Source organism: Pseudomonas sp. 1L-E-NC-VB-C3 (assembly GCF_057291535.1).
The window spans coordinates 429192-450078 of record NZ_JBXAWD010000002.1 but is presented as its reverse complement, the minus strand read 5'-3'; the positions used below and the strand labels follow the sequence as shown (position 1 = coordinate 450078).

General features: G+C 59.7%; 20 protein-coding genes. 7 read left to right on the top strand and 13 right to left on the bottom strand.

All coding sequences use genetic code 11. The features are described from left to right. Window positions 1-166: 166 nt before the first annotated feature. The 9 genes from AC0Z5Z_RS05385 to AC0Z5Z_RS05345 form a co-directional block, all read right to left on the bottom strand. The gene (locus AC0Z5Z_RS05385; protein WP_056785917.1) at window positions 167-1483 is read right to left on the bottom strand and encodes a hypothetical protein; all 1317 of its coding nucleotides are present in this window, start codon (window positions 1481-1483) and stop codon (window positions 167-169) included. Between the two features lie 45 nt (window positions 1484-1528). After that, window positions 1529-2275, bottom strand: coding sequence for a hypothetical protein (locus AC0Z5Z_RS05380; protein ID WP_252876272.1), 747 nt, complete (start codon window positions 2273-2275; stop codon window positions 1529-1531). Window positions 2276-2318: 43 nt separating this feature from the next. Beyond that, window positions 2319-2999 (bottom strand): C39 family peptidase, encoded by a 681-nt coding sequence (locus tag AC0Z5Z_RS05375; RefSeq protein WP_024012915.1) that lies wholly within the window; start codon window positions 2997-2999, stop codon window positions 2319-2321. 64 nt (window positions 3000-3063) lie between these two features. Then, window positions 3064-4056, bottom strand: coding sequence for a hypothetical protein (locus AC0Z5Z_RS05370; protein WP_056785920.1), 993 nt, complete (start codon window positions 4054-4056; stop codon window positions 3064-3066). 73 nt (window positions 4057-4129) lie between these two features. Further along, window positions 4130-4702: an adhesin gene (locus tag AC0Z5Z_RS05365; RefSeq protein ID WP_485610817.1), complete on the bottom strand. Its 573-nt coding sequence runs from the start codon at window positions 4700-4702 to the stop codon at window positions 4130-4132. Between the two features lies 1 nt (window position 4703). Then, complete coding sequence (locus tag AC0Z5Z_RS05360) at window positions 4704-5153, bottom strand: hypothetical protein (RefSeq protein WP_056785923.1); 450 nt, start codon at window positions 5151-5153, stop codon at window positions 4704-4706. Window positions 5154-5484: 331 nt separating this feature from the next. Beyond that, a complete protein-coding gene (locus AC0Z5Z_RS05355) occupies window positions 5485-6009 on the bottom strand; it encodes an AAA family ATPase (protein WP_485610816.1) in 525 nt (174 codons plus the stop codon). Then, on the bottom strand, window positions 6006-6569 hold the full coding sequence (gene pnuC / locus AC0Z5Z_RS05350) for a nicotinamide riboside transporter PnuC (protein ID WP_485610815.1): 564 nt from the start codon (window positions 6567-6569) through the stop codon (window positions 6006-6008). Before pnuC ends, AC0Z5Z_RS05355 begins: the two co-directional genes overlap by 4 nt. A gap of 603 nt (window positions 6570-7172) precedes the next feature. Next, window positions 7173-8807 carry a methyl-accepting chemotaxis protein gene (locus AC0Z5Z_RS05345; RefSeq protein WP_095179989.1) on the bottom strand — a complete coding sequence of 545 codons (1635 nt, stop codon included), beginning with the start codon at window positions 8805-8807 and terminating at the stop codon, window positions 7173-7175. Between the two features lie 304 nt (window positions 8808-9111). Between AC0Z5Z_RS05345 and AC0Z5Z_RS05340 the strand changes: the two genes are divergently transcribed. Together AC0Z5Z_RS05340 and AC0Z5Z_RS05335 are read left to right on the top strand one after the other, a co-directional pair. Beyond that, window positions 9112-9942 (top strand): undecaprenyl-diphosphate phosphatase, encoded by an 831-nt coding sequence (locus AC0Z5Z_RS05340; RefSeq protein WP_016774688.1) that lies wholly within the window; start codon window positions 9112-9114, stop codon window positions 9940-9942. Next, window positions 9939-10367, top strand: a complete 429-nt coding sequence (locus AC0Z5Z_RS05335; RefSeq protein ID WP_485610814.1) for a DUF1294 domain-containing protein — start codon at window positions 9939-9941, stop codon at window positions 10365-10367. The genes AC0Z5Z_RS05340 and AC0Z5Z_RS05335 overlap by 4 nt, the downstream gene beginning before the upstream one ends. A 166-nt stretch (window positions 10368-10533) precedes the next feature. Here the strand turns inward: AC0Z5Z_RS05335 and AC0Z5Z_RS05330 are convergent, their stop codons facing one another. Next, the gene (locus AC0Z5Z_RS05330; RefSeq protein ID WP_110645259.1) at window positions 10534-10893 is read right to left on the bottom strand and encodes an MmcQ/YjbR family DNA-binding protein; all 360 of its coding nucleotides are present in this window, start codon (window positions 10891-10893) and stop codon (window positions 10534-10536) included. Next, window positions 10890-11798 carry a LysR substrate-binding domain-containing protein gene (locus tag AC0Z5Z_RS05325; protein ID WP_056785936.1) on the bottom strand — a complete coding sequence of 303 codons (909 nt, stop codon included), beginning with the start codon at window positions 11796-11798 and terminating at the stop codon, window positions 10890-10892. Before AC0Z5Z_RS05325 ends, AC0Z5Z_RS05330 begins: the two co-directional genes overlap by 4 nt. Window positions 11799-11924: 126 nt before the next feature. Between AC0Z5Z_RS05325 and AC0Z5Z_RS05320 the strand changes: the two genes are divergently transcribed. Next, window positions 11925-12536, top strand: coding sequence for an FMN-dependent NADH-azoreductase (locus tag AC0Z5Z_RS05320; RefSeq protein ID WP_016774691.1), 612 nt, complete (start codon window positions 11925-11927; stop codon window positions 12534-12536). 167 nt (window positions 12537-12703) lie between these two features. Continuing rightward, window positions 12704-13741 carry an alpha/beta hydrolase family protein gene (locus tag AC0Z5Z_RS05315; RefSeq protein ID WP_485610813.1) on the top strand — a complete coding sequence of 346 codons (1038 nt, stop codon included), beginning with the start codon at window positions 12704-12706 and terminating at the stop codon, window positions 13739-13741. Window positions 13742-13798: 57 nt separating this feature from the next. On the opposite strand, the gene AC0Z5Z_RS05310 is transcribed toward AC0Z5Z_RS05315, so the two are convergent. Further along, a complete protein-coding gene (locus AC0Z5Z_RS05310; protein WP_095179994.1) occupies window positions 13799-14986 on the bottom strand; it encodes an MFS transporter in 1188 nt (395 codons plus the stop codon). A 283-nt stretch (window positions 14987-15269) separates the two neighbouring features. Further along, window positions 15270-16856: an ABC-F family ATPase gene (locus AC0Z5Z_RS05305; RefSeq protein ID WP_016774693.1), complete on the bottom strand. Its 1587-nt coding sequence runs from the start codon at window positions 16854-16856 to the stop codon at window positions 15270-15272. Window positions 16857-17232: 376 nt separating this feature from the next. Here AC0Z5Z_RS05305 and AC0Z5Z_RS05300 point away from each other — a divergent pair, with 376 nt between their 5' ends. The 3 genes from AC0Z5Z_RS05300 to AC0Z5Z_RS05290 all read left to right on the top strand — a co-directional run bounded on the left by AC0Z5Z_RS05300 (window position 17233) and on the right by AC0Z5Z_RS05290 (window position 20882). Then, window positions 17233-18459: a zinc-dependent alcohol dehydrogenase gene (locus AC0Z5Z_RS05300; RefSeq protein ID WP_252876278.1), complete on the top strand. Its 1227-nt coding sequence runs from the start codon at window positions 17233-17235 to the stop codon at window positions 18457-18459. Between the two features lie 15 nt (window positions 18460-18474). Continuing rightward, window positions 18475-19404 (top strand): ZIP family metal transporter, encoded by a 930-nt coding sequence (locus tag AC0Z5Z_RS05295; RefSeq protein ID WP_151552580.1) that lies wholly within the window; start codon window positions 18475-18477, stop codon window positions 19402-19404. A 110-nt stretch (window positions 19405-19514) separates the two neighbouring features. Next, window positions 19515-20882, top strand: a complete 1368-nt coding sequence (locus tag AC0Z5Z_RS05290; RefSeq protein ID WP_485610812.1) for an iron-containing redox enzyme family protein — start codon at window positions 19515-19517, stop codon at window positions 20880-20882. The last annotated feature ends 5 nt before the right edge of the window (window positions 20883-20887 follow it).

Here is a 20887-nt window from a genome sequence, read left to right as displayed (position 1 = left end):
TCAGCGGTAGGGCGCACCTGTCAGATCTGACAGGTGCGGACGTATTTCCGATAAGTGGTCGCGAGTTGCACCAGCAGCGAAAAGCCGACAGATCAAAGGATCGCAGCCTTCGGCAGCGCCTACACGGAACAATGTAGGGACTGCCGAAGGCTGCGATCTTTTGCTTTTAGAAGTAATACGGGAATTTCAGGCTGAACGAGAAGTCCGGCGCATCATCGGTCATACCGATCGACAAGTTCGGCACGATCGTAAGGTTGTCGGTGGCCGCAATGGTCATGCCGACGTTGAAGTAACCGGCGTTGGCATCACTGGACACTACCGATTCCCAATCGCCGCCGTCCTGTTTCAGCTTGCTCTTGCGCTGCACCAGGTCGGAGACCGAGAACGACATACTCATCTTCTCGTTAAGCGCGAAGGCGATACCGGCACCGATCTGGAAGCTGTCGCCGATGCGCACTTTGCCCGGGTTTTTCTGATTGACCGTAGAGCTGATGTCGTCGAACGACTCCTCGAGGTTGTGGGTGTAGGAAAGGCTGCCGAACAGCACCGCCGGGTCAAACGTCTTGACCAGCGAGATACCCGGCGTGATCGACCAGACGCCGTTGCCGGTGGGCAGGGTGTCGGGGACGAACAGGTTGGAGTTGGCGTCGGTCTGGCGCAGTTTGATGCCGAACGGGTCTTTGCCGGTCGGCGCCTTGACGCGCAAGGTGACCACGGCGTCCGGGGTGTTGACCGATTCGTCGAGGAACTTGTAGGCGATACCGAAGTTGACGTCGCCGATGGTTGGATCCTTGGTGACGGTTTCTTCTGTTGTTACGCCAGCCGCGCCCTCGTTGCCGCCGCCGGATTGATACGTCGACTCGCGATAGATCACCGGCACGTTCAGGTCGAACTGCCAGCGGTTATCGAAGTTGTAGCGGCCGGTGAGGTCCAGGGTCCAGGTGTCGGCCTTGATCCGGTCGAGGTTGATGTTGCCGAGGAAAATCGAATCCAGCGCAAGGAAACCGTTGAGGATCAACTGGCGGGTGTCGTAGCGCGAATAGGTCAGGCCGGTTTCCACGCTGAACTTGCCGCCGCCGAAGAAACCGCTGGCTTCGTCATACAGGTTGGAAACGCTCTGCGCCGGTTGTGAATCATCGGCCAGCGATTGGCCATAGGAAGCGCCACTGCCCCCGGCGGCGCCTCCCGATGCAGCGGCCGCACCGGTGCCTGTGGCGGCTCCGGCGGCGACGCGATTGCCTTTCATGTCGGACGGCGATTTCGCCAGTCGTTTTGGCGGTGGGGCCGCGGGTGTTTCTTCTACCTGGCGGACCCGTTGTTCAAGTACCGCCAGCGCTTGTTGTTGTTGTTCGTATCGTTGTCTCAGTTCCAGAAGTTCCCGTTTCAGGGCTTCTACATCGGCGTCGGGTGCTGCTTGCAGCATTGCCGCCGGGAGAAGGGTACTCAAACACACTGCGGCACGCAGTGATACTGATCGATACATGAATAAGCCGTCCCTTTAAGCCCAATGATCGAGACTCAGCGTAGTTCAATATCCGATATTGCGTAGGGCCCCGAGTTGGGTCAGGTTGCAATCCAGTGCACCGGCGCTTCTGCCGTTATTGTTCAGTACGACGTTGAGTTGCGTAAGGTTGTTGACCACGTTGGCGCTGCCCAGCAATCGGGTGTTCTGCAGCAGCCCGCCCTGGGCGACTTGTTGCAGTGCCGTGCCTTGATTGCCGCTGGCCTGAATGGCCATTTGCACGCCACCGCCATTGGCTGAAACCGCGACACTGCCGGCGCCGTTGCTGCCAGTAATGGTTTGTCCGGCGATAAGGGCCTGGCCTTGCGACGGGACCAGTGCCGGCGCCTGACTGGCTTCGCTGACGTTGATCGCGACGTTGTTGTTGGCGGTGTTGCCATCGCCGGCGGCGCGTACGCTTTGCGTCACACCCTGGCTGCTGTTGAGGCCGGCGCCACCGATTACGCTGCCGGTGCCTGCGGTGAGGGCGCCGCCGTTGCCCGACTCCTTGATGGTCGAGACGTAGAATTCCGGTTTGACGGTTGCGGCCTGGATCTGCATCGAGGTCGCGGCCCCGATCAAGTCGCCGCTGGCGTTGCGCCAAGTGCTGCTCATGACAATGCCGAAGCTGATGATCCGCCCCGGCATGACGTAACGACCGCGCAGCTCGGCGAGCTCCTGGTCCTTGATTTCGATGGGTTTGAATCCGGCATGGGCTAAACCTGACGCACTCGCTGCCAGGCAGGCGGCGGCCAGCCAGTATGAGCTTTTCATCTGCTGCTCCCGGGACATCCAGTCCCATTCTCTAACTCGGCGATTAAAAGAAGTCGCTCTGAATGAACCCGAAATCCATCAATTCCGCATCTTTGACCGGGTTGAAACTGTCCAGCGAGTTCTTCGCCGTCAGCGGCACCGGAGGGCTGCGCAAGGCGTTGGCCTTGTCGTAACCGGGGCCGACGATGGCAAAGACAATGCCGTTCCAACCTTTGACAAAGTCGTCGTGCTTGTAGCGCTTGTGGCCGAGAACCGGGTCACCGATGTAGACCCAATCCTTGTCCGAACGCTGCAGGACGACGAAATGCTTGTAACCACGAATGTCCATCAGAACCACCACCGGAATGGTCACCGCTTCGAGTTTCTCGGGCGGGATCCGGTAGCCACGGGCGCGCATGCCGATGCTTTCTACGTAGCGCTTCATGTCGAGCATGGAGAAACCCTGGGTTCGCACCAGGTCCTGGTCAGCGTTGACCAGCATGCCTTTGATGATGTGCTCCTCATCGACGTCGAGCCAATAGGCCTGGCGCAGGACCGTCGCCAGTGCAGCAGCGCCGCAGCTGAAGTCGGTTTTCTGTTCGACGATGTCGGCAAACTTGCGCTCACGAATGCTTTGCACGTCCTTGTAAACCAGCACGCCACCCGGCAGGGCAGCCACGGGCATCTGGGCCGCCTGAGTCAGGCCGCACAGACAAAGCAGAGCGAGGAGGGCAGGAGTCCGCATGATCGAATACGCCTTGTGGAACCGAGGAAAAGCCCCGTTGCCGGGGCTTTCGTTTCGATCGCGATTACATGCAGGCTTTGCAACCTGCGGCGATGGACAGCGAGTTGCTTTGTTGGTTGCCCACACCCGCCGAGACGTTGGCTCCGCCGTTGCCGGAGAAGTTGTTCATCGAGTTGGTCATGTTGGCGTTGTTGACGACAGGAGTTTTCCAGCCATCTTTGGTCAACACTTGTTGGGTGGTGACGCCAGCGAGGCCAAAAGTACCCACGGCTTCGAACTTGGCTTTCTGATCATCGTTGCCGCCATGGCCGCCGCCACGGTTACCCCAACCACCATGGTCGTTGTCGTCTTCGATGGTCGCAGTGCCTTTGGCTTTGAACACGCCAGCGGCTGCATAAGTACCGGTAAGGGTGTCGGTTTTGTAAGCCTGCACGCCTTTGTTTTCCACGACCAGGCCAGTCGAGGACTGGTTGGCAGAGGCGGCAGCCTGCGCTACACGACCACCGGAAACGGCGATGGCGAGGTTGTTTTTCTGTTGGTTGAAGTTGCCGGCGGTCACGTTGATGCCGATGTTGCCGGAACCGTTGTTGCCAGTATTGGTGAGGTTGGCGTTGTTGAAGGTGGAAGAGTTTTTCACATAGTTGTTGTTGTTCACCTGAGTCGCGCTCGAGGCGGCAACAGCATTGCCGAAGATGAAGCTTTCGTCAGCGGTGGCCAGTGCAGCAGCGTTGTCCTGCTGGTTGCCGTCGCCGCCCGCCACGTTGGCACCCATGTTGCCGTTGGAGCCGTTGAGCGAGTCGCTGGCATTGGCGTTGTTCAGGGTGCCCTGGTTTTTCACCACGTTGCCGTCGCTGTTTTGTGCGTCGAGTACAGCGGCGCCGGCGCCTGCGGTGATCTGCAGCAGTTGTTCAAGATTCGGACCTTGTGGCTGGCCGTGACCGTTGCCGTGCCCGTTACCATGACCGTTGTTGTCACCACGGCCGCCAGCCTGTGCTGCCATTGCCATCACTGCTGCGAGTGCGAAAACCAGTGGTTTGAGAGCCATTGTAGGTTTCATGGTTGTTTCTCCGTCGTGCTTATTAGTTGGTTAAGTGTTGGGACTTTTCTAATTGCACTGCTTTTTGTTTGGGTCAGTCTGCGACCCGGATGCTCAGGGTGTTAGCCATGCGGTTCCCCACCCCGGCACTCTGGTTCACCTGGATTACCCCGCGGCTGCCGGTGAAGGCCTGATCACTTGTCGTGACCTGGCGACTGCCGATTGAGGTACCAGTTGCTCCTGAGCTCGGTAAAAACGCCACGTTCTGTTGTGAAAGGGCGCTGTCGTCAACGCTCTGCGGGCCGGCACTGATGCTGACGCGCGTGACGTTGGCCATTTGGTTGTTGGCACCGGCGCCCTGGTTCACGCCGAGGATGCCGTTGCCATTGCTGAAAGAGTTGCCGCCGATGTTGGCGCTCGCGTCGATGGCGCGGCTGGCGGGCGTGTCGATGGTCTGCCTGACGCTGGTAGTGGCATGGGCTTCGGTGCCGATGGCAATCGCCTTGATGTTGGCTTGTTGCATCTGGTCACCGGCAGCCTGGTTGACATTGAAGTTGCCGCGATACTGAGCGCCGGAATCCTGAATGTTTGCCTTGTTGACTGAAGCCGAATCGGCCATGGCGCTGGTGCAGCCGAGCAGGGCGAGAAGCAGCAGGGTGCGATTCATGTCATTGGCCTCCGGCCATACGAGTCAGAGGCGCCAGCCCGGTGCTCATCGCCCGGTTGACCGTGTTGGAGATCGAGGCGCCAGAACCACCGCCGCTGCCAGTACGCATGCCGGGCAGGCCGTTCTGATTGGTCAGGGTGTTCATGCCGGGCAGGTTGGAACTGGGCGTGGTCATGTTGCCGCGAATCGATGAGCCGCTGGCGACACTGGCGAAATCACCGTCAGTGAGTTCGGTACTGCTGAGGGTCTGGTTGATCCGCGCCGAAGGGTTGGCGTTGACCGTGGTCGGATAGGGGTCTTTGCCGCCATTGCGCCCGATCGCGACGGGTTGAACGTCGCGGTTGAGGACGATCACGCCGTTGCCTTCAGCCTGGGCGCTGACGCTGATCAAAGCGCTGGCGGCTGATCCGATCAGCAGGAGGCAGGTCAGGCCTTTATTGAAATTCCCCACGGCTGCAATTCCTTCTTCAGTGGGCTGGGTTATTCAGCGTTGTGAAGAAGAGAGCGAAAGCTGTGCCGGTTTTGAATTATCTCGTTATTTCAACGACTTACATGCTCTGGGAAGTTCCCTGTTGCGGGCACTGTTTCAGCGCTGAAACACAGGGCGGATCGCTTGCGGGGCAATGGGCGCCGGAAAGCTCTGGAACAAGGGTTTGCGCCGAGGTGTTTCATCGGCGTAACAGATCACGTGACGCAATGATGAATGACGCTTGGGCGGGGCCTTTGCGCGGTCGGGAGTGTTTCAAAAACGGACAGTTTTGCGTTAAAAGCCGCCGGGCGGCTTATCTGGACAGCAAACGCTCGACCGCCGCAAAGGCTTGTGTCTGGCGCTCGGCCCAATTTCCTTCGATCACTTGCAACGGCTGTTGGTGCTGGATCAGCCAAACGCGGGTGGCTTCGTAGAACGCCAAGCGATCCGCAAGATCCGGTTGGCAGCGCTGGCCGTCTTCGGTCCAGTCGATCTGTTGTGGGGACAACAGCAGGTGCAGGTCGTAATGGCGCGCCAGTAACTCGGTTTTCAGCCAGGCCGGGCAGGCGCCAAACAAAGTCTGGCTCCAGAGGATGTTGCTGAGCAGGTGGGTGTCGAGAATCAGCAGTGGGGGCTGTTTCGCGCGCGCCTGATCTTCCCATTGCAACTGGCCCCGGGCGATATCAGGGATATCCGCAAGGCAAGTGTCGCGTGGGTTGTCTTCGATGAACCGACGAACATATTCATCAACGCGCACGCCGCCGAAACGCTGCTCCAGCCCTGCCGCCAGCCAACTCTTGCCGGTGGATTCCGGGCCGGTGAGAACAACGACTTTCATGTGCGCAACGCCAGATCGGCACGCCATTCCCGCCAGCCTTGCACCGCGAGCAAGGTAAACAGCGCGTAGAGCGCGGCGGTCAGGTACAGGCCTTTGTAGATGAACAAGCCGACAAAGATCACATCGAGGACGAACCACAGCGGCCAGCATTGCAGACGTTTTTGCGCCATCCACAGTTGCGCGACCAGACTGAAACCGGTGAGCGCGGCATCGACCCACGGCTGTGCGGCGTCGGTCCAGTGCGCCATCGCCGCGCCCAGCAACACACTGCCGATCGCCCCAACGCCGAGGCCGAGCACCATCGAGCGTGGATCGAGGCGGGTAACCTGGCGACCGTCATGCATCGTCCCGGCGCGGGTCCACTGCCACCAGCCGTAGATCTGCAGCGCGGCGTAGATCACTTGCAGCAACATGTCCGAATACAGCTTCACCTCAAAGAAGATCCAGCTGTAGAGCAACACCATGACCAGCCCGATCGGCCAGCACCACGGATTCTGCTTGACCGTCAGCCACACGGCGATGACACCGAGGGCAGCGGCAAACAGTTCAAGCCCGGACATGAGTGATCCTTGGGGGAGTTGAGAAGGGGGCGGATTGTACTGCATTAGTCAGGTCAAAAGCCCCTCACCCTAACCCTCTCCCGGAGGGAGAGGGAACTGACCGCGTTGTTTTGGTCGAGGTACGCCGACCTGGAATATCGCGTCGAACGCAGATCATGAAAAGCGCAGTGATCTGCGATCAAAAGCCCCTCACCCTAACCCTCTCCCGGAGGGAGAGGGAACTGACCGCGTTGTTTGGTCGAGGTACGCCGACCTGGAATAACGCGTCGAACGCAGATCATGAAAAGCGCAGTGATCTGCGATCAAAAGCCCCTCACTCTGACCCTCTCCCGGAGGGAGAGGGAACTGACCGCGTTGTTTGGTCGAGGTACGCCGACCTGGAATATCGCGTCGAACGCAGAACATCAAACGCCCAGTGATCTGCGATCAAAAGCCCCTCACCCTAACCCTCTCCCGGAGGGAGAGGGAACTGATCGCGTTGTTTGGTCGAGGTACGCCGACCTGGAATAACGCGTCGAACGCAGATCATGAAAAGCGCAGTGATCTGCTCCCTCTCCTCGGGGAGAGGGCTGGGGTGAGGGGTGGGCTCACCTCGGTGACCGGTCAGACCCGGAACTGGCGCAGCAACCCGTTGAGCTGTTCGCTCAGTTGCCCAAGCCGCAGGCTGGCTGCACTGGACTGCTCAGCCGCCAACGCGGTGCTATGGGAAAGCCCGGCCGCCTGGGTGACGTTCTGGTTGATGTCCTCAACCACCTGCGCCTGTTGCAGCGTAGCGCTGGCAATCGACGCATTGAGACCGTTGAGATTACGTAACGCCTGGCCAATCGCATTAAGGCTCGCTCCGGCCAGTCCCGCCTGTTCGATGGTCAATTGCGAGGCCTTGCTGCTGTCGCCGATCACCTTCACCGCAGCCTCCGAATGATTCTGCAAACGCTCGATCATCGACTGAATCTCCGCCGTCGATTTCTGCGTACGCTGGGCCAGCAAGCGCACCTCATCGGCGACTACGGCGAACCCGCGACCCTGTTCTCCCGCGCGCGCCGCTTCAATCGCCGCGTTCAAGGCCAGCAGGTTGGTCTGTTCGGCAATCGAACGAATCACCTCCAGCACGCTGCCAATCTGCGTACTCTCCGCCGCCAGGGTGCGGATCACTTCCACCGCCTGATCGATCGTGCCCGAGAGCTTGTCGATCTGTTGCAGGCTGCCGTCAATATTGATCTGCCCCTGTTGCGCCTGCGCTTCGGCATCGCGCATTTCTGCGGCGGCGTGTTCGGCGTTTTTCGCCACGTCCTGCACGCCGTAGGTGACTTCGTTGATCGCTGTGGCCACCAGTTCCATCTGCTGCGACTGCTGCTGGCTGCGCTGCTGCGCCTGCGAGGCATCGTTACCCAGCTCGCTGGAAGACTGGCCCAAAGCGCTGGCCGAGACCTGCAGATCACCAATCACTCGGCGCAGCTTGGCCGTGAAGGCATTGAAGTGATGGGCCAGTTCGGTGACTTCATCCTTGCCATGGGTATCAAGGCTGCGGGTCAGGTCGCTTTCGCCACTGGCGATGTTGGCCATCGCATTCACGGTTTCCTGCAATGGACGGACGATGCTGCGTGCGATCAGAATCACCAGCAGCGCCATGATCAGCGCAATCGCCAGACCGATGGCCGACGCCTTGATCATCTGCCCCTGGAATTCGGCTTGCACATCGTCGACGTACACGCCGGAGCCGATCACCCAGCCCCACGGCTCAAAAAGCTTTACATAAGAGGTCTTGGCAACGGGATCAGTCGCTCCCGGCTTCGGCCAGCGATAATTGACCATGCCCGCGCCTTTGGCCTTGGCGATGGCGACCATTTCGTTGAACACCGCAAAGCCGTCCGGGTCGCGGATCGCCGAAAGGTTCTGGCCTTCAAGTTTGGGGTTGGTCGGGTGCATGACCATCACGGGCGTGAGGTCGTTGATCCAGAAGTAGTCGCTCTGGTCGTAGCGCAGGCCACGGATCGCGGTCAGCGCCTGCTTTTGCGCGGCATCCCTGGTCAGGGTGCCAGCGGTCTCAAGACCTTGGTAATAGGTGAGCAGGCCACTGGCGGTCTGCACCACGTGCTGGGTTTTCTGCGCCTTGGCGTGGTAGAGGTCGTCATGGATCTGCTTGAGCATCAGCACGCCCAAGGTCAGCAACATGACCACCGCCACGATCAAGATGAGCCACAAGCGTCGGCTGATCGACACACTGCGCAAGCTGTTCATAACGCTGTCACTCCGGATTCTTGTTCTTGTAATAAACGATCGCCAGCATCCAGCCACCGCTGTGGGCTCGCGATTGCGCGACTTGAGCCGCCTAACGCGGGGAGCGCTATTAAGGCTTGTCTGTTAGGATTTCGGCCCCGCGCGCGAAAACCTGAATCCGGTTTTGATATTTCACGGAATTTTTACCGTTTCGTGTGGATCCTGTGCGCGCGCAATCGCTACAGCTTTTACCGGCTACGCTGGACGCAGTGAACGAAAAAATACTATCGGGGCATGCCCGCGTGCATCGCTCTTTGGGGGATTGATGGATCTTTGGACCGCCTTGCAGGCACTGATTCTAGGAGTTGTAGAAGGGCTGACGGAGTTTTTGCCCATTTCGAGCACCGGACACCAGATCATCGTCGCCGATTTGCTGAACTTCGGCGGCGAACGGGCCATGGCGTTCAACATCATCATCCAGCTCGGCGCGATCCTCGCGGTGGTCTGGGAGTTTCGGCGCAAGATCCTCGACGTGGTGATCGGCCTGCCGACCCAGCCGAGCGCACGACGTTTCACCGCCAACCTGCTGATCGCCTTCCTGCCGGCCGTAGTGCTCGGCGTGATTTTTGCCGATCTGATCCACGAATACCTGTTCAACCCGATTACCGTCGCGGCGGCGCTGGTCATCGGCGGGATCATCATGTTGTGGGCCGAACAGCGCCAGCATGAAGTGCATGCGGAAACCGTCGACGAGATTCGCTGGACCGACGCGCTGAAAATCGGCTTCGCGCAATGCCTGGCGATGATTCCCGGCACCTCGCGTTCCGGCTCGACAATTATTGGCGGGTTGCTGTTCGGCCTGTCGCGCAAGACGGCCACCGAGTTCTCGTTCTTCCTCGCCATGCCAACCATGGTCGGTGCGGCGGTGTATTCCGGTTACAAATACCGCGACCTGTTCGTACCGGCGGATTTCCCGGTATTCGCCATTGGTTTTGTCACGGCGTTCATCTTCGCCATGATTGCTGTACGCGGCCTGCTCAAGTTCATCGGCAGCCACAGTTATGCAGCGTTCGCCTGGTACCGGATTGCCTTCGGCCTTTTCATTCTGGCGACCTGGCAGTTCGGCTGGGTGGACTGGTCGGCGGCCAAGGCATGAACGATTCCCGCTCGCGCCGCCCTGAGGGACGACCTTCAGGCGGGTGCCTTCAGCATCTGAAGTTGAAGCTTGGGGTGCTGCTGATCGTCTGCGCGCTGCCGCTGTTCGGCTCGCTGTCGATGTGGTTCAGCGGCATCTCGCGGGTGCCGTTGGCGGCGTACGGGATTGTCAGTGTGCTGGCGTTCTTTCTGTATTGGGCCGACAAACGCAAAGCCCGCGCCGATGCCTGGCGCACGCCGGAAAACATACTGCATGCGGTAGAACTGGCGGGTGGCTGGCCGGGTGCTTTGATCGCGCAGCAGGTATTCCGACACAAGACGCGCAAGGTATCGTTTCAGATTCTGTTCTGGGCGAGCGTGTTGCTGCATCAGGTGTTCTGGATTGACCAGATTTTCCTCGGTTCCAACCTGTTGTCTTTGATCTAAAGAACACACTTACCTCTGTAGGAGCTGCCGAAGGCTGCGATCTTTTGGGACGCAGAGCGTCCCCGGCTGCATTCCCACGCAGAGCGAGGGAACGATCAATCCTCGCTGATGAGTCGCCTGACAAACCGCCTTCGCGAGCAGGCTCGCTCCCACAGGATTTGCGTGCTTACAAAAGCAGGCCGATTTGGGTTTTCTTAGGCAACTTGCCCACCACCAGTTGATGCGATCGCTGCAACAAACCCTGTAATTCCTCGGCACCCAGCGGGTAGGGCGGGTGCATGATGATCCACTGCGCCCGCGCCAGATACGGCGCCGGATGAATCCCCGGGCGGTCGCAATGGCCGAGAAACAGATCCTTGTCGACCTTGAACGCCAGCGAATCTCCTCGCAGCCCCTGCAAGGCAAACATCTTGTTGCCGGCAATCGAGAACACCCGCACGCCGCCCCATTTGTAATCTTCCCGCGCGCCGGGCAGAGCCAGACAAAACTCGGCGACCTCGGCTTCGCTCATTCTTCCTTGTTTCATAGAAATCTGTCCCCGCAGGCATTGAACGATTCGACCAAGTGATCAATCCATGCGCGCACCGCTGGCATTACCCCGCGCCTGTGCGGGTACACCGCTTGCAGCCAGCCGCCAGGCAATGACCATTGCGGCAGCACTTGCACCAGTGTGCCGTTACGCAATTCGGTTTCGCAGAACATCATCGGCAGCACGGTAAAGCCCTGACCGGCGAGCACGCAGGCCTTGCGCACCACGAAGTCATCAATGCCCAGCCGCGCTTCCATGCTCAGATCGACGCTCTTGCCTTGCTGATCGAGCAGACGGACGTGAACCATGCGGTCGGCTTCCAGCGCGCCGAGTACCGGCAGGTTTTTCAGGTCCTGCGGATGAGTGATCGTCTTGCCTTGCATGAACGCCGGGCTGGCGATCACCACTGCTTGCGCCTGCCGCAAGCGCCGGGTGACCAGCAACGGGTCTTCATCGCCGTGATCGCGCACACGCAAGGCGACATCGATGCCTTCGGTGACCAGATCGACCCGGCGGTTGAGCAGGACGACCTCCAACTGCACCTGAGGAAACTTGCCGAGGAAATCGCTGATCACCGTCGGCAGCATTTCATGGGCAAGCCCGGTCGGGCACGACACCCGCAAGCGTCCGCGAGGCTCGCTGGACATGCTCGCCACGGCCTCGTCAGCCATTTCCGCTTCCAGCAGCATCGCCTGGCAGTGGCGCAAATAGCGTTCGCCCACGGCAGTGAGGCTCAGTTGCCGAGTGGTGCGTTGCAGCAGACGTGCACCGAGGCGCTCTTCCAACTCGGCAATTCTTCTCGAAAGCCGTGACTTGGGAATACCAAGCAAGCGCCCGGCGGCGGCAAATCCGCCGGCTTCGACCACTTTGGCGAAATAGTAGAGATCGTTGAGGTCCTGCATGCGCGTTTCCAGTCGTTCTATCAATGGGACGAACTATCGCATTGTCGGCGACTAATCAGCTATTGGTTTGTTGCGTAGGATTGTCTCCATTCCGTCGCCGCCGGCGATTCTTTCAGGAGAACCCACATGAAACTGTTGCACATCGATTCGAGCATTCTCGGCGACAACTCGGCTTCCCGTCAGTTGAGCCGTCAAGTCGTCGACGCCTGGCAAGCCGCCGAGCCGAGCGCCGTGGTCACCTACCGCGACCTGGCCGCCGATGCGATCAGCCACTTCTCGTCGACCACGCTGGTTGCCGCCGGCACCACCGCCGAACTGCGCGACGCTGCGCAACAGCACGAAGCCGAGCTGAGCGCTTCGACCCTGGCCGAATTCATCGCTGCCGACGCCGTGGTGATTGCCGCGCCGATGTACAACTTCACCGTGCCGACCCAGCTCAAAGCGTGGATCGACCGCGTCGCCGTCGCCGGCCAGACGTTCCGCTACACCGAAGCCGGCCCTGAAGGCCTGTGCGGCGGCAAGAAAGTGGTGATCGTGTCGACTTCCGGTGGCATTCATGCCGGTCAGGCCAGCGGCATCGCTCACGAAGAGTATCTGAAGCTGGTACTGGGCTTCCTCGGCATCACCGATATCGAAATCGTCCGCGCTGAAGGTTTGGCCTATGGCGAAGAAGTGCGCAACAACGCCATGAGCGCTGCGCAAGCGAAGATCAGCGAGCAACTGTTCGCCGCCGCGTAAGGCTTGCGTAAAGAACAGCGTCTGTTCAGGCAATCCCCAAAAAACTCTGTATTCTGATTCCGCAAGGGCTGATTACGGAGTTTTTTGTTTCTGGCTGTTACATAATCTGGCCCGGGTTATGCAGTTTCAGCACATCCGACGATGTGGTCCGACAGGGTGGGGCATTCATGAGGCATCTTTGTGCACTGTTGCTGATTTGCCTGCTGGGCAGCCTGAATTCAGTGCAGGCCGCACCGGGGCGCCACCCTGTCTGGAGCGTCGGTTATCACGAGATGACCTTTCTCGACCCGCTCGATTTGCAACCGATGCGCGCCATCGCTTTTTACCCGTCCAGTGACCGTGAGCATATGAGTTTGCTTGAGGGTTACTCGGTCGAGGCTGGAGAAGACACCAAGGTCGCCATCGGCCGCTTTCCGATGTTGATGCTCTCCCATGGCAATACCGGCACGCCGCTGGCCTTGCATGATCTGGCGACCTCGCTGGCGCGCAAGGGGTTTGTCGTGGTGGCAGTGATTCATCCCGGCGACAACTGGCGCGACCACAGCCGACTTGGCACGTTGAGCAATCTCTACGGCCGGCCAATCCAGATTTCCCAAGCGATCACCGCGACGCTCGCAGACAACATGCTGGCACCGTTCGTCAATGCTGATCAGGTTGGTGTGATCGGTTATTCGGCTGGAGGCGAGACCGCGTTGATTCTTTCCGGGGCGCAACCGGATCTGGATCGTCTGCGCCGCTATTGCCAGGAACGCCCGGACGATCACGATGCCTGCAACACCCAGGGCGAGCTGATTGTCGATCGCGACGACTTGCAGCCAGTGGCCGATCCACGGGTTCACGCGTTATTGCTGATGGCGCCACTGAGCCTGAAGTTCGGCCGCCACACCCTTGCCGATGTGCACGTACCGGTGCTGCTCTACAGCGGCGACGGCGACAAACTGGTGGCCTTCGATAAAAACGCCGCCGCCCTGGCGCGCAAACTGCCCACCGCGCCGGACTTCAAATTGCTGGCCGGAGCAGGGCACTTCGTGTTCATGGCGCCGTGCACCGAAGAGCAGATCCTCTCCATGCCGGCGTTGTGTACCGATGCCGACGGGGTGGATCGCGAAGATATTCACCGCAACCTGATCTCCGAGGCCGGACGGTTTTTTGCCCAGGCACTGGGTAAATCGAGCAGGGCGGGGATGCAGACGGCGGATCAATAACTTCATCGCCGCCACCAATTCCTGTAGGAGCTGACGAGTGCAAGGGGATCGGTGGTTTCAGGAGGTAGCGCGACGCTTGAGCAACAAGGTCAGGCCCAGCCCGGTCACCGACAACAACGCCGCGCTGAAGAAAATCCACGAATAGCCCAGATTCAACGCCACCGCGCCCATCAACGGTCCCGCGATCGCCAGTGCCAGATCGAAGAACACTGCATAAGCCCCCAACCCTGAACCACGGCTGGAACTCGGCACCTGTTTGATCGCTTCAACCCCCAGCGCCGGGTACACCAGAGACAGCCCAAACCCCGCCAGCCCTGCGCCAATCAACGCATACGCAGTGGAGGGCGCCAGCCACAACAGCACCAGCCCGACAGTTTCAACCGACATGCAAACGATGGCTGAGGCAAACCCGCCAAAGCGGGCGATGGCCGAGATAAACAGCAACCGCGAGAGAATGAAACACACGCCAAACACGGTCAGGCAGTACGCCGCGCCGGTCCAGCCTCGATTGAGGTAATAAAGAGTGATGAAGGTGGTCAGGGTGCCGTAGCCGATCGAGGCCAGCGTCAGGCTGGTGCCGTACGGCGCAATCTTGCCGAACACGGCCCAGAACGAAAGGCGCTCGCCACGAATCACCGGCACCGAGGGTTTGTTGCGGATCAACCACAGCGCACCTGCCGCCAACGCCGACAGCGCGATGCCAAGGCTGACAAAGCCATATTCAGCGACCATCACCACGCCCAACGGCGCACCAATGGCAATCGCGCCGTAAGAAGCGATGCCGTTCCAGCCGATGGATTTTGCCGTGTGCTCGACACCGACCTGGCCCATGCACCAACTGATGGTGCCGACACCGATCAGGCCTTGGGCAATGCCAAGCAGCAGGCGCCCGGCAATCAGAATCAACAGGCTGGTCAGCGGAAAACTTTGCAGCAAGGTCGACAGCAACGTCAGCGCGCCGCTGAGGACAATCCCCCACAAGCCATAAATGATCGCCCGCTTGGTGCCCAGGGTATCTGACATGCGCCCGGCCATTGGCCGGCTGAGCAGGGTGGCGAGGTACTGCGAACCGATCACCAGCCCGGCAATGATCGCGCTGAAACCCAGTTGCTCATGGACGTAACCGGGCAGTACCGCAATCGGCAAACCAATGCAGAGGAAGGCAATGAAGGTGTAGAAAACGATGGAGACGATCTGCAGGGTGATCGCCAGGGAGCTTTGCGGTGGCAGTGGCTGCGCAGACATGAGCACTCGTTCGCGGGCGGCGGTGGGAGAGTTGCCGACATCATGGCGCGGGGCTGGGATAAAAGAAAGCAGGCTAACTACTTTCCCTTGGGATTGATGGGGCTGCTGACGGCCCCTTCGCGAGCAGGCTCGCTCCCACATTTGAAATGCATTCCCCTGTGGGAGCGAGCCTGCTCGCGAATATCTGCGCACCAGCAATGTCCAAACGCCGAATGCAAAAAGCCCCGTCACAGAGGACAGGGCTTTTAACTTGCAGCTTGCAGCTTGAAACTAAAAGCTGCTCTTAGAAAACGACGCCTTGGCTACGCAGGTAGTCGTCATAAGTGCCGCTGAAGTCGGTCACGCCGTTCGGGCTCAGCTCGATGATGCGCGTGGCCAGGGACGATACAAACTCACGGTCGTGGCTGACGAAAATCAGCGTGCCCGGGTAGTTTTCCAGCGCCAGGTTCAGTGCTTCGATCGATTCCATGTCCAAGTGGTTGGTCGGTTCGTCCATGATCAGCACGTTGGGCTTTTGCAGGATCAGCTTGCCGAACAGCATGCGACCTTGCTCACCACCGGAGATGACCTTGACCGACTTGAGGATCTCGTCGTTGGAGAACAGCATCCGGCCCAAAGTACCGCGAATCATCTGCTCGCCCTGGGTCCACTGACCCATCCAGTCGAACAGGGTGACGTCGTCTTCGAAGTCGTGAGCGTGGTCCTGAGCGTAGTAGCCCAGTTCAGCGGCGTCAGTCCATTTCACGCTACCGGCATCCGGGGTCAGTTCGTTGACCAGGGTGCGCAGCAGGGTGGTCTTGCCGATACCGTTCGGGCCGATGATCGCAACGCGCTCGCCGGCTTCAACCTGGAAGCTGAAGTCCTTGAACAATGGCTTGCCATCGAAACCCTTGGCCATTTTCTCGACCATGACCGCCTGACGGTGCAGCTTCTTGTTCTGCTCGAAACGAATGAACGGGCTGACGCGGCTGGAAGGCTTGACCTCGGCCAGCTGGATCTTGTCGATCGCCTTGGCGCGGGAGGTGGCCTGCTTGGCTTTCGAGGCGTTGGCCGAGAAGCGGCTGACGAACGATTGCAGCTCGGAGATCTGCGCTTTCTTCTTGGCGTTGTCCGACAGCAGTTGCTCGCGGGACTGGGTCGCCACGGTCATGTACTCGTCGTAGTTGCCCGGGAACAGGCGCAGCTCGCCGTAATCCAGGTCAGCCATGTGCGTGCACACGCTGTTCAGGAAGTGACGGTCGTGGGAGATGATGATCATCAGGCTGTTACGCTGGGTGAGGATGTTTTCCAGCCAGCGAATGGTGTTGATGTCCAGGTGGTTGGTCGGTTCGTCGAGCAACAGCACTTCCGGATCGGAGAACAGTGCCTGCGCCAGCAACACGCGCAGTTTCCAGCCTGGCGAGACTTCGCTCATCGGGCCGAAATGCTGTTCCAGCGGAATGCCCAGACCCAGCAACAATTCGCCGGCACGGGATTCGGCGGTGTAGCCGTCCATCTCGGCGAACTCGGTTTCCAGCTCGGCGACGGCCATGCCGTCTTCTTCGGACATTTCAGCCAGCGAGTAGATGCGATCGCGCTCGGCCTTGACCTTCCACAGCTCTTCGTGACCCATGATCACGGTGTCGATCACGGTGAATTCTTCGTAGGCGAACTGATCCTGGCGCAGCTTACCCAGACGCACGTTCGGCTCAAGCATGACCTGACCGCCGGACGGATCGAGATCGCCGCCGAGGATTTTCATGAAGGTCGACTTGCCGCAACCGTTGGCACCGATCAGGCCGTAGCGATTGCCTGCGCCGAATTTGACCGAAACGTTTTCGAACAGCGGCTTGGCGCCAAACTGCATCGTGATGTTAGCTGTGGAGATCAATTACCTTACCTATCAATGGGTTAGAGCTGGTCTGTGGTGCTTGGTACCGGACTTGAATACCAATCTGGAGCTTTTCCAGCTCCCCCCAGTCTGTGCTTGAGTTGAGCCAACGCGCATAAGCCGTCCGCAACTGGGGCCGTTGAAGGCAAGCTGCTGAGCGACGAGTACGGGGTTCTTGTTGGACATTGGCGCGCATTGTCGCATAACTCAGACGGCAGTTATATGGCAGGCAAACGGGCGTACGCATCGGCTCGTCCGAGCAGTCCCCGATATCCGCTGATCAAAATCTCGAAAACCCGAATGAACTCACTCGGCCATTTTCACTTCGGAAAGTGGAGCAGCAGCCATTTTCGTTCAAACGAGTGAGGACCAAGCCATGCGAGCAATGACCTATCACGGCGCCCATGACGTGCGCGTCGAAACCGTACCGGACCCGAAACTTGAAGCCGCCGACGACATCATCCTGCGCGTCACCGCTACCGCCATCTGCGGGTCGGACCTGCACCTGTACCGAGGCAAGATACCCACCGTCGAGCACGGCGATATCTTCGGTCATGAGTTCATGGGGATCGTCGAAGAAACCGGGCCAGCCGTCACGGCCGTGCAGCGCGGCGACCGCGTGGTAATTCCGTTCGTGATCGCCTGTGGCGATTGCTTCTTCTGCCAGCAAGAGCTTTACGCCGCTTGCGAAACCACCAATGAAGGCCCTGGCGCAGCGCTGAACAAGAAAATGATTCCGCCGCCAGCAGCGCTGTTCGGCTACAGCCGTCTGTATGGCGGGATTCCCGGTGGCCAGGCGGAACTGGTGCGCGTGCCGAAAGCCAATACCGGCCCGTTCAAGGTGCCGGGCACGCTGTCGGACGAAAAAGTGCTGTTTCTCTCTGACATCCTGCCGACTGCCTGGCAAGCGGTGATCAACGCCGGGGTCAAACAGGGTTCGAGTCTGGCGATCTACGGCGCCGGGCCGGTCGGTTTGCTCACCGCAGCCTGCGCGAGAATGCTCGGTGCTGAGCTGATTTTCATGGTCGACCATCACCAGTACCGCCTCGATTATGCCCAGCGCACCTACGGCGTGATTCCGATCAACTTCGATGAAGACGATGACCCGGCCGACACTATTACCAGCCAGACTCCCGGCCATCGCGGCGTCGATGCCGTGATCGATGCCGTCGGCCTTGAAGCCAAGGGCAGCACCACCGAAACGGTCATGGCTACACTCAAGCTTGAAGGCAGCAGCGGCAAGGCTTTGCGCCAGTGCATCGCCGCCGTCCGCCGTGGCGGTGTGGTCAGCGTTCCGGGGGTGTATGCAGGATTTATCCATGGCTTCATGTTCGGCGACGCTTTTGACAAGGGCCTGACCTTCAAAATGGGCCAGACTCACGTACAGCGTTTTCTCCCGGAGCTGCTTGGCTACATCGAAACCGGCAAGTTGCAGCCCGAGGCGATCATCACACACAGGCTGTCGCTGGAGCAGGCGGCCGAGGGTTACAAGATCTTCAATAAGAAGCAGGAAGAATGCCGCAAGGTGATTCTGACCCCGGGTGGCAGCGATGTTCCGCTGGCGCAGCTGGATGAAACCACGCCGTTCGTACCGGCCACCTGAAACCGAGGACTTTTCATGGCGCTACCGTCATCTTCGTTCGCAGCTCCCGTGCGAGCATGGTTTGTGAACCTGTCGCGCACGGGCTGGGGAGGGCGGATTTTCTGGCTGACCCTGGTCGGTGTAACCGTGTTGTTGCTGATCAGCGGCTACACCGGTTTGGTCAGTACCGGCCGCGACACGCTACGCCTCGCCACCCTCGGCGGGCTGTCGGGTTTTGCCGCCACGGCAATCGGTGCGTTGCTGGCCCTGGCGTTGCGGGCGATTACTTCGCGAACTCAAGACACCATGCTCGGGTTTGCGGCAGGGATGATGTTGGCTGCCAGTTCCTTTTCACTGATCCTGCCGGGGATTGCGGCGGCGAAGGAAGCGGTGAGCAGTCCCATGCTCGCCGCTGCCGTCGTTGTGGCCGGCATGGCTTTAGGCGTGGCGTTGATGGTCGGTCTCGACCGCTTCGTCCCCCACGAACATGAAAAAAGCGGCCGGCGCGGCCCCGAAGCCAAGCGCTTCAATCGGGTCTGGCTGTTCGTGCTGGCGATCACCCTGCACAACCTTCCGGAAGGCATGGCGATCGGCGTCAGCTTCGCCACTGGTGACATGAAAATCGGCCTGCCGCTGACGACGGCCATTGCCATTCAGGACATTCCAGAAGGACTAGCGGTCGCGTTGGCATTGCGCGTGACCGGCATTTCCGCAGGGCGTGCAGCGTTGATTGCCGCCGCTTCAGGATTGATGGAACCGTTGGGCGCGATCATCGGTTTGGGCATCACCAATAGTTTTGCGTTGGGTTTTCCGGTGGCGATGGGCCTGGCGGCGGGCGCGATGATCTTTGTGGTGTCGCATGAAGTGATTCCGGAAACTCACCGCAACGGCCACGAGACGCCTGCCACGCTCGGGCTGATGCTTGGGTTCGGCGTGATGATGTTTCTCGATACCGCTTTGGGTTAAAAAACCGACGTGCACCACTGAGCGTATCGTCTCGCACAAAAAGGGAATTTTTTTCAGCGCCAATCACTCTTTCGTTTATAGGCAATGCCAATAACGCAGGGGAATGAGTCATGTCGCTGATCGAAATCCCGACCAGGAAGTCTTCGGGTAAAACATCCACGCCGGCGGATACCGAGCGCCGGCTCTATGACCGATTGCTGGCGGAAGACTCCACGGTTGATCGTGCGGCACTGGACTTCCTGCGCCGGCAGCTGAGCAAGGCGGCTGCGCTGTCTGACGATTTGCCGGCCAGCGCCGAAGAGCTGCTGCAATGGTCGGAAACCCGCTGCGCCAGCGTGGCGGCCGAGTACGCCGATTACCTCGAACAACGTCAGCAGGGCGCACCGCGCCGCTATTTCCGCAACAAATCCCACGCGTTGTATTTCATTCTGCATGTGGCACCGACCAAAGAGGTCGATGGCGCTTGGCTGGCCGGGCTGTTGCCGCAGTGGCAGGACCCGCGTTTCGACGATTTGCTCGATACCTATCTGGAAGAGTTGGGCGAGGGCGTGCCACGGCAGAATCATGTGGTGATCTATCGCAAGCTGCTCGCCGAGCATGAATGCTCTGATCTGAGCGGTCTTGCCGACGAGTATTTTCTGCAAGGCGCGGTGCAGCTGGCACTGGGACGTTTCGGCGGGCAGTTTCTGCCAGAAGTCATCGGCTTCAACCTCGGCTACGAGCAACTGCCTCTGCATCTGCTGATCAGTGCTTATGAATTGGCAGAGCTGGGTATCGATCCGCACTATTTCCGCCTGCACGTGACCATCGACAACGCCAGCACCGGCCATGCGCGCAAGGCAGTGCAATCAATGCTCGAGCTGTTGCCCTTGGGCGAAGAGCGCGATGAGTTCTATCGGCGCATGGCGGTTGGTTACCGCCTGAATGATGTCGGCAAAGGCACAACCGCGGTGATCACAGAGTTCGATCTGGACCACGAAGTCATCGCCATGCTTGAGCGTAAAGCTGTCTTTGGCCGGCACATGCATTCCGACTACTGCCGCATCGAAAACCGCACCATCAATCAGTGGCTGGCCACGCCGGGACAGATGGGCGAGTTTCTGTCGGCGCTGGAGCGCAAAAGCTGGATCAAACGTGGTGAGGCGGTGGAAGAAAGTCGTTTCTGGCGTTTGATCGACGGCAGCGATGCGGCGATGTTCGGCGTGTTCAATGGCTATGAGAAACAGCTGTTGCGCGACTGGATCACTCAGGATTGCCCGGCCTCCCGGCCTCGGCCTTACGTACGCCGCGAAGCTGCCGTCGAAGAAACCTTTGACGATGACGCCGATCTGCTCAACCTGGAAGCGGCACTGGCCGACAAGCCTGCCGCCGAACAGATGTCATTGTTGATGCCATGGCTGCAACCTCAGCGGCACTGGCGTCCGGCCGGACTTTTCGCGACGCGTCGCTTCATGCAACTGCGCGCCCGCTTGCGTTGAAACAA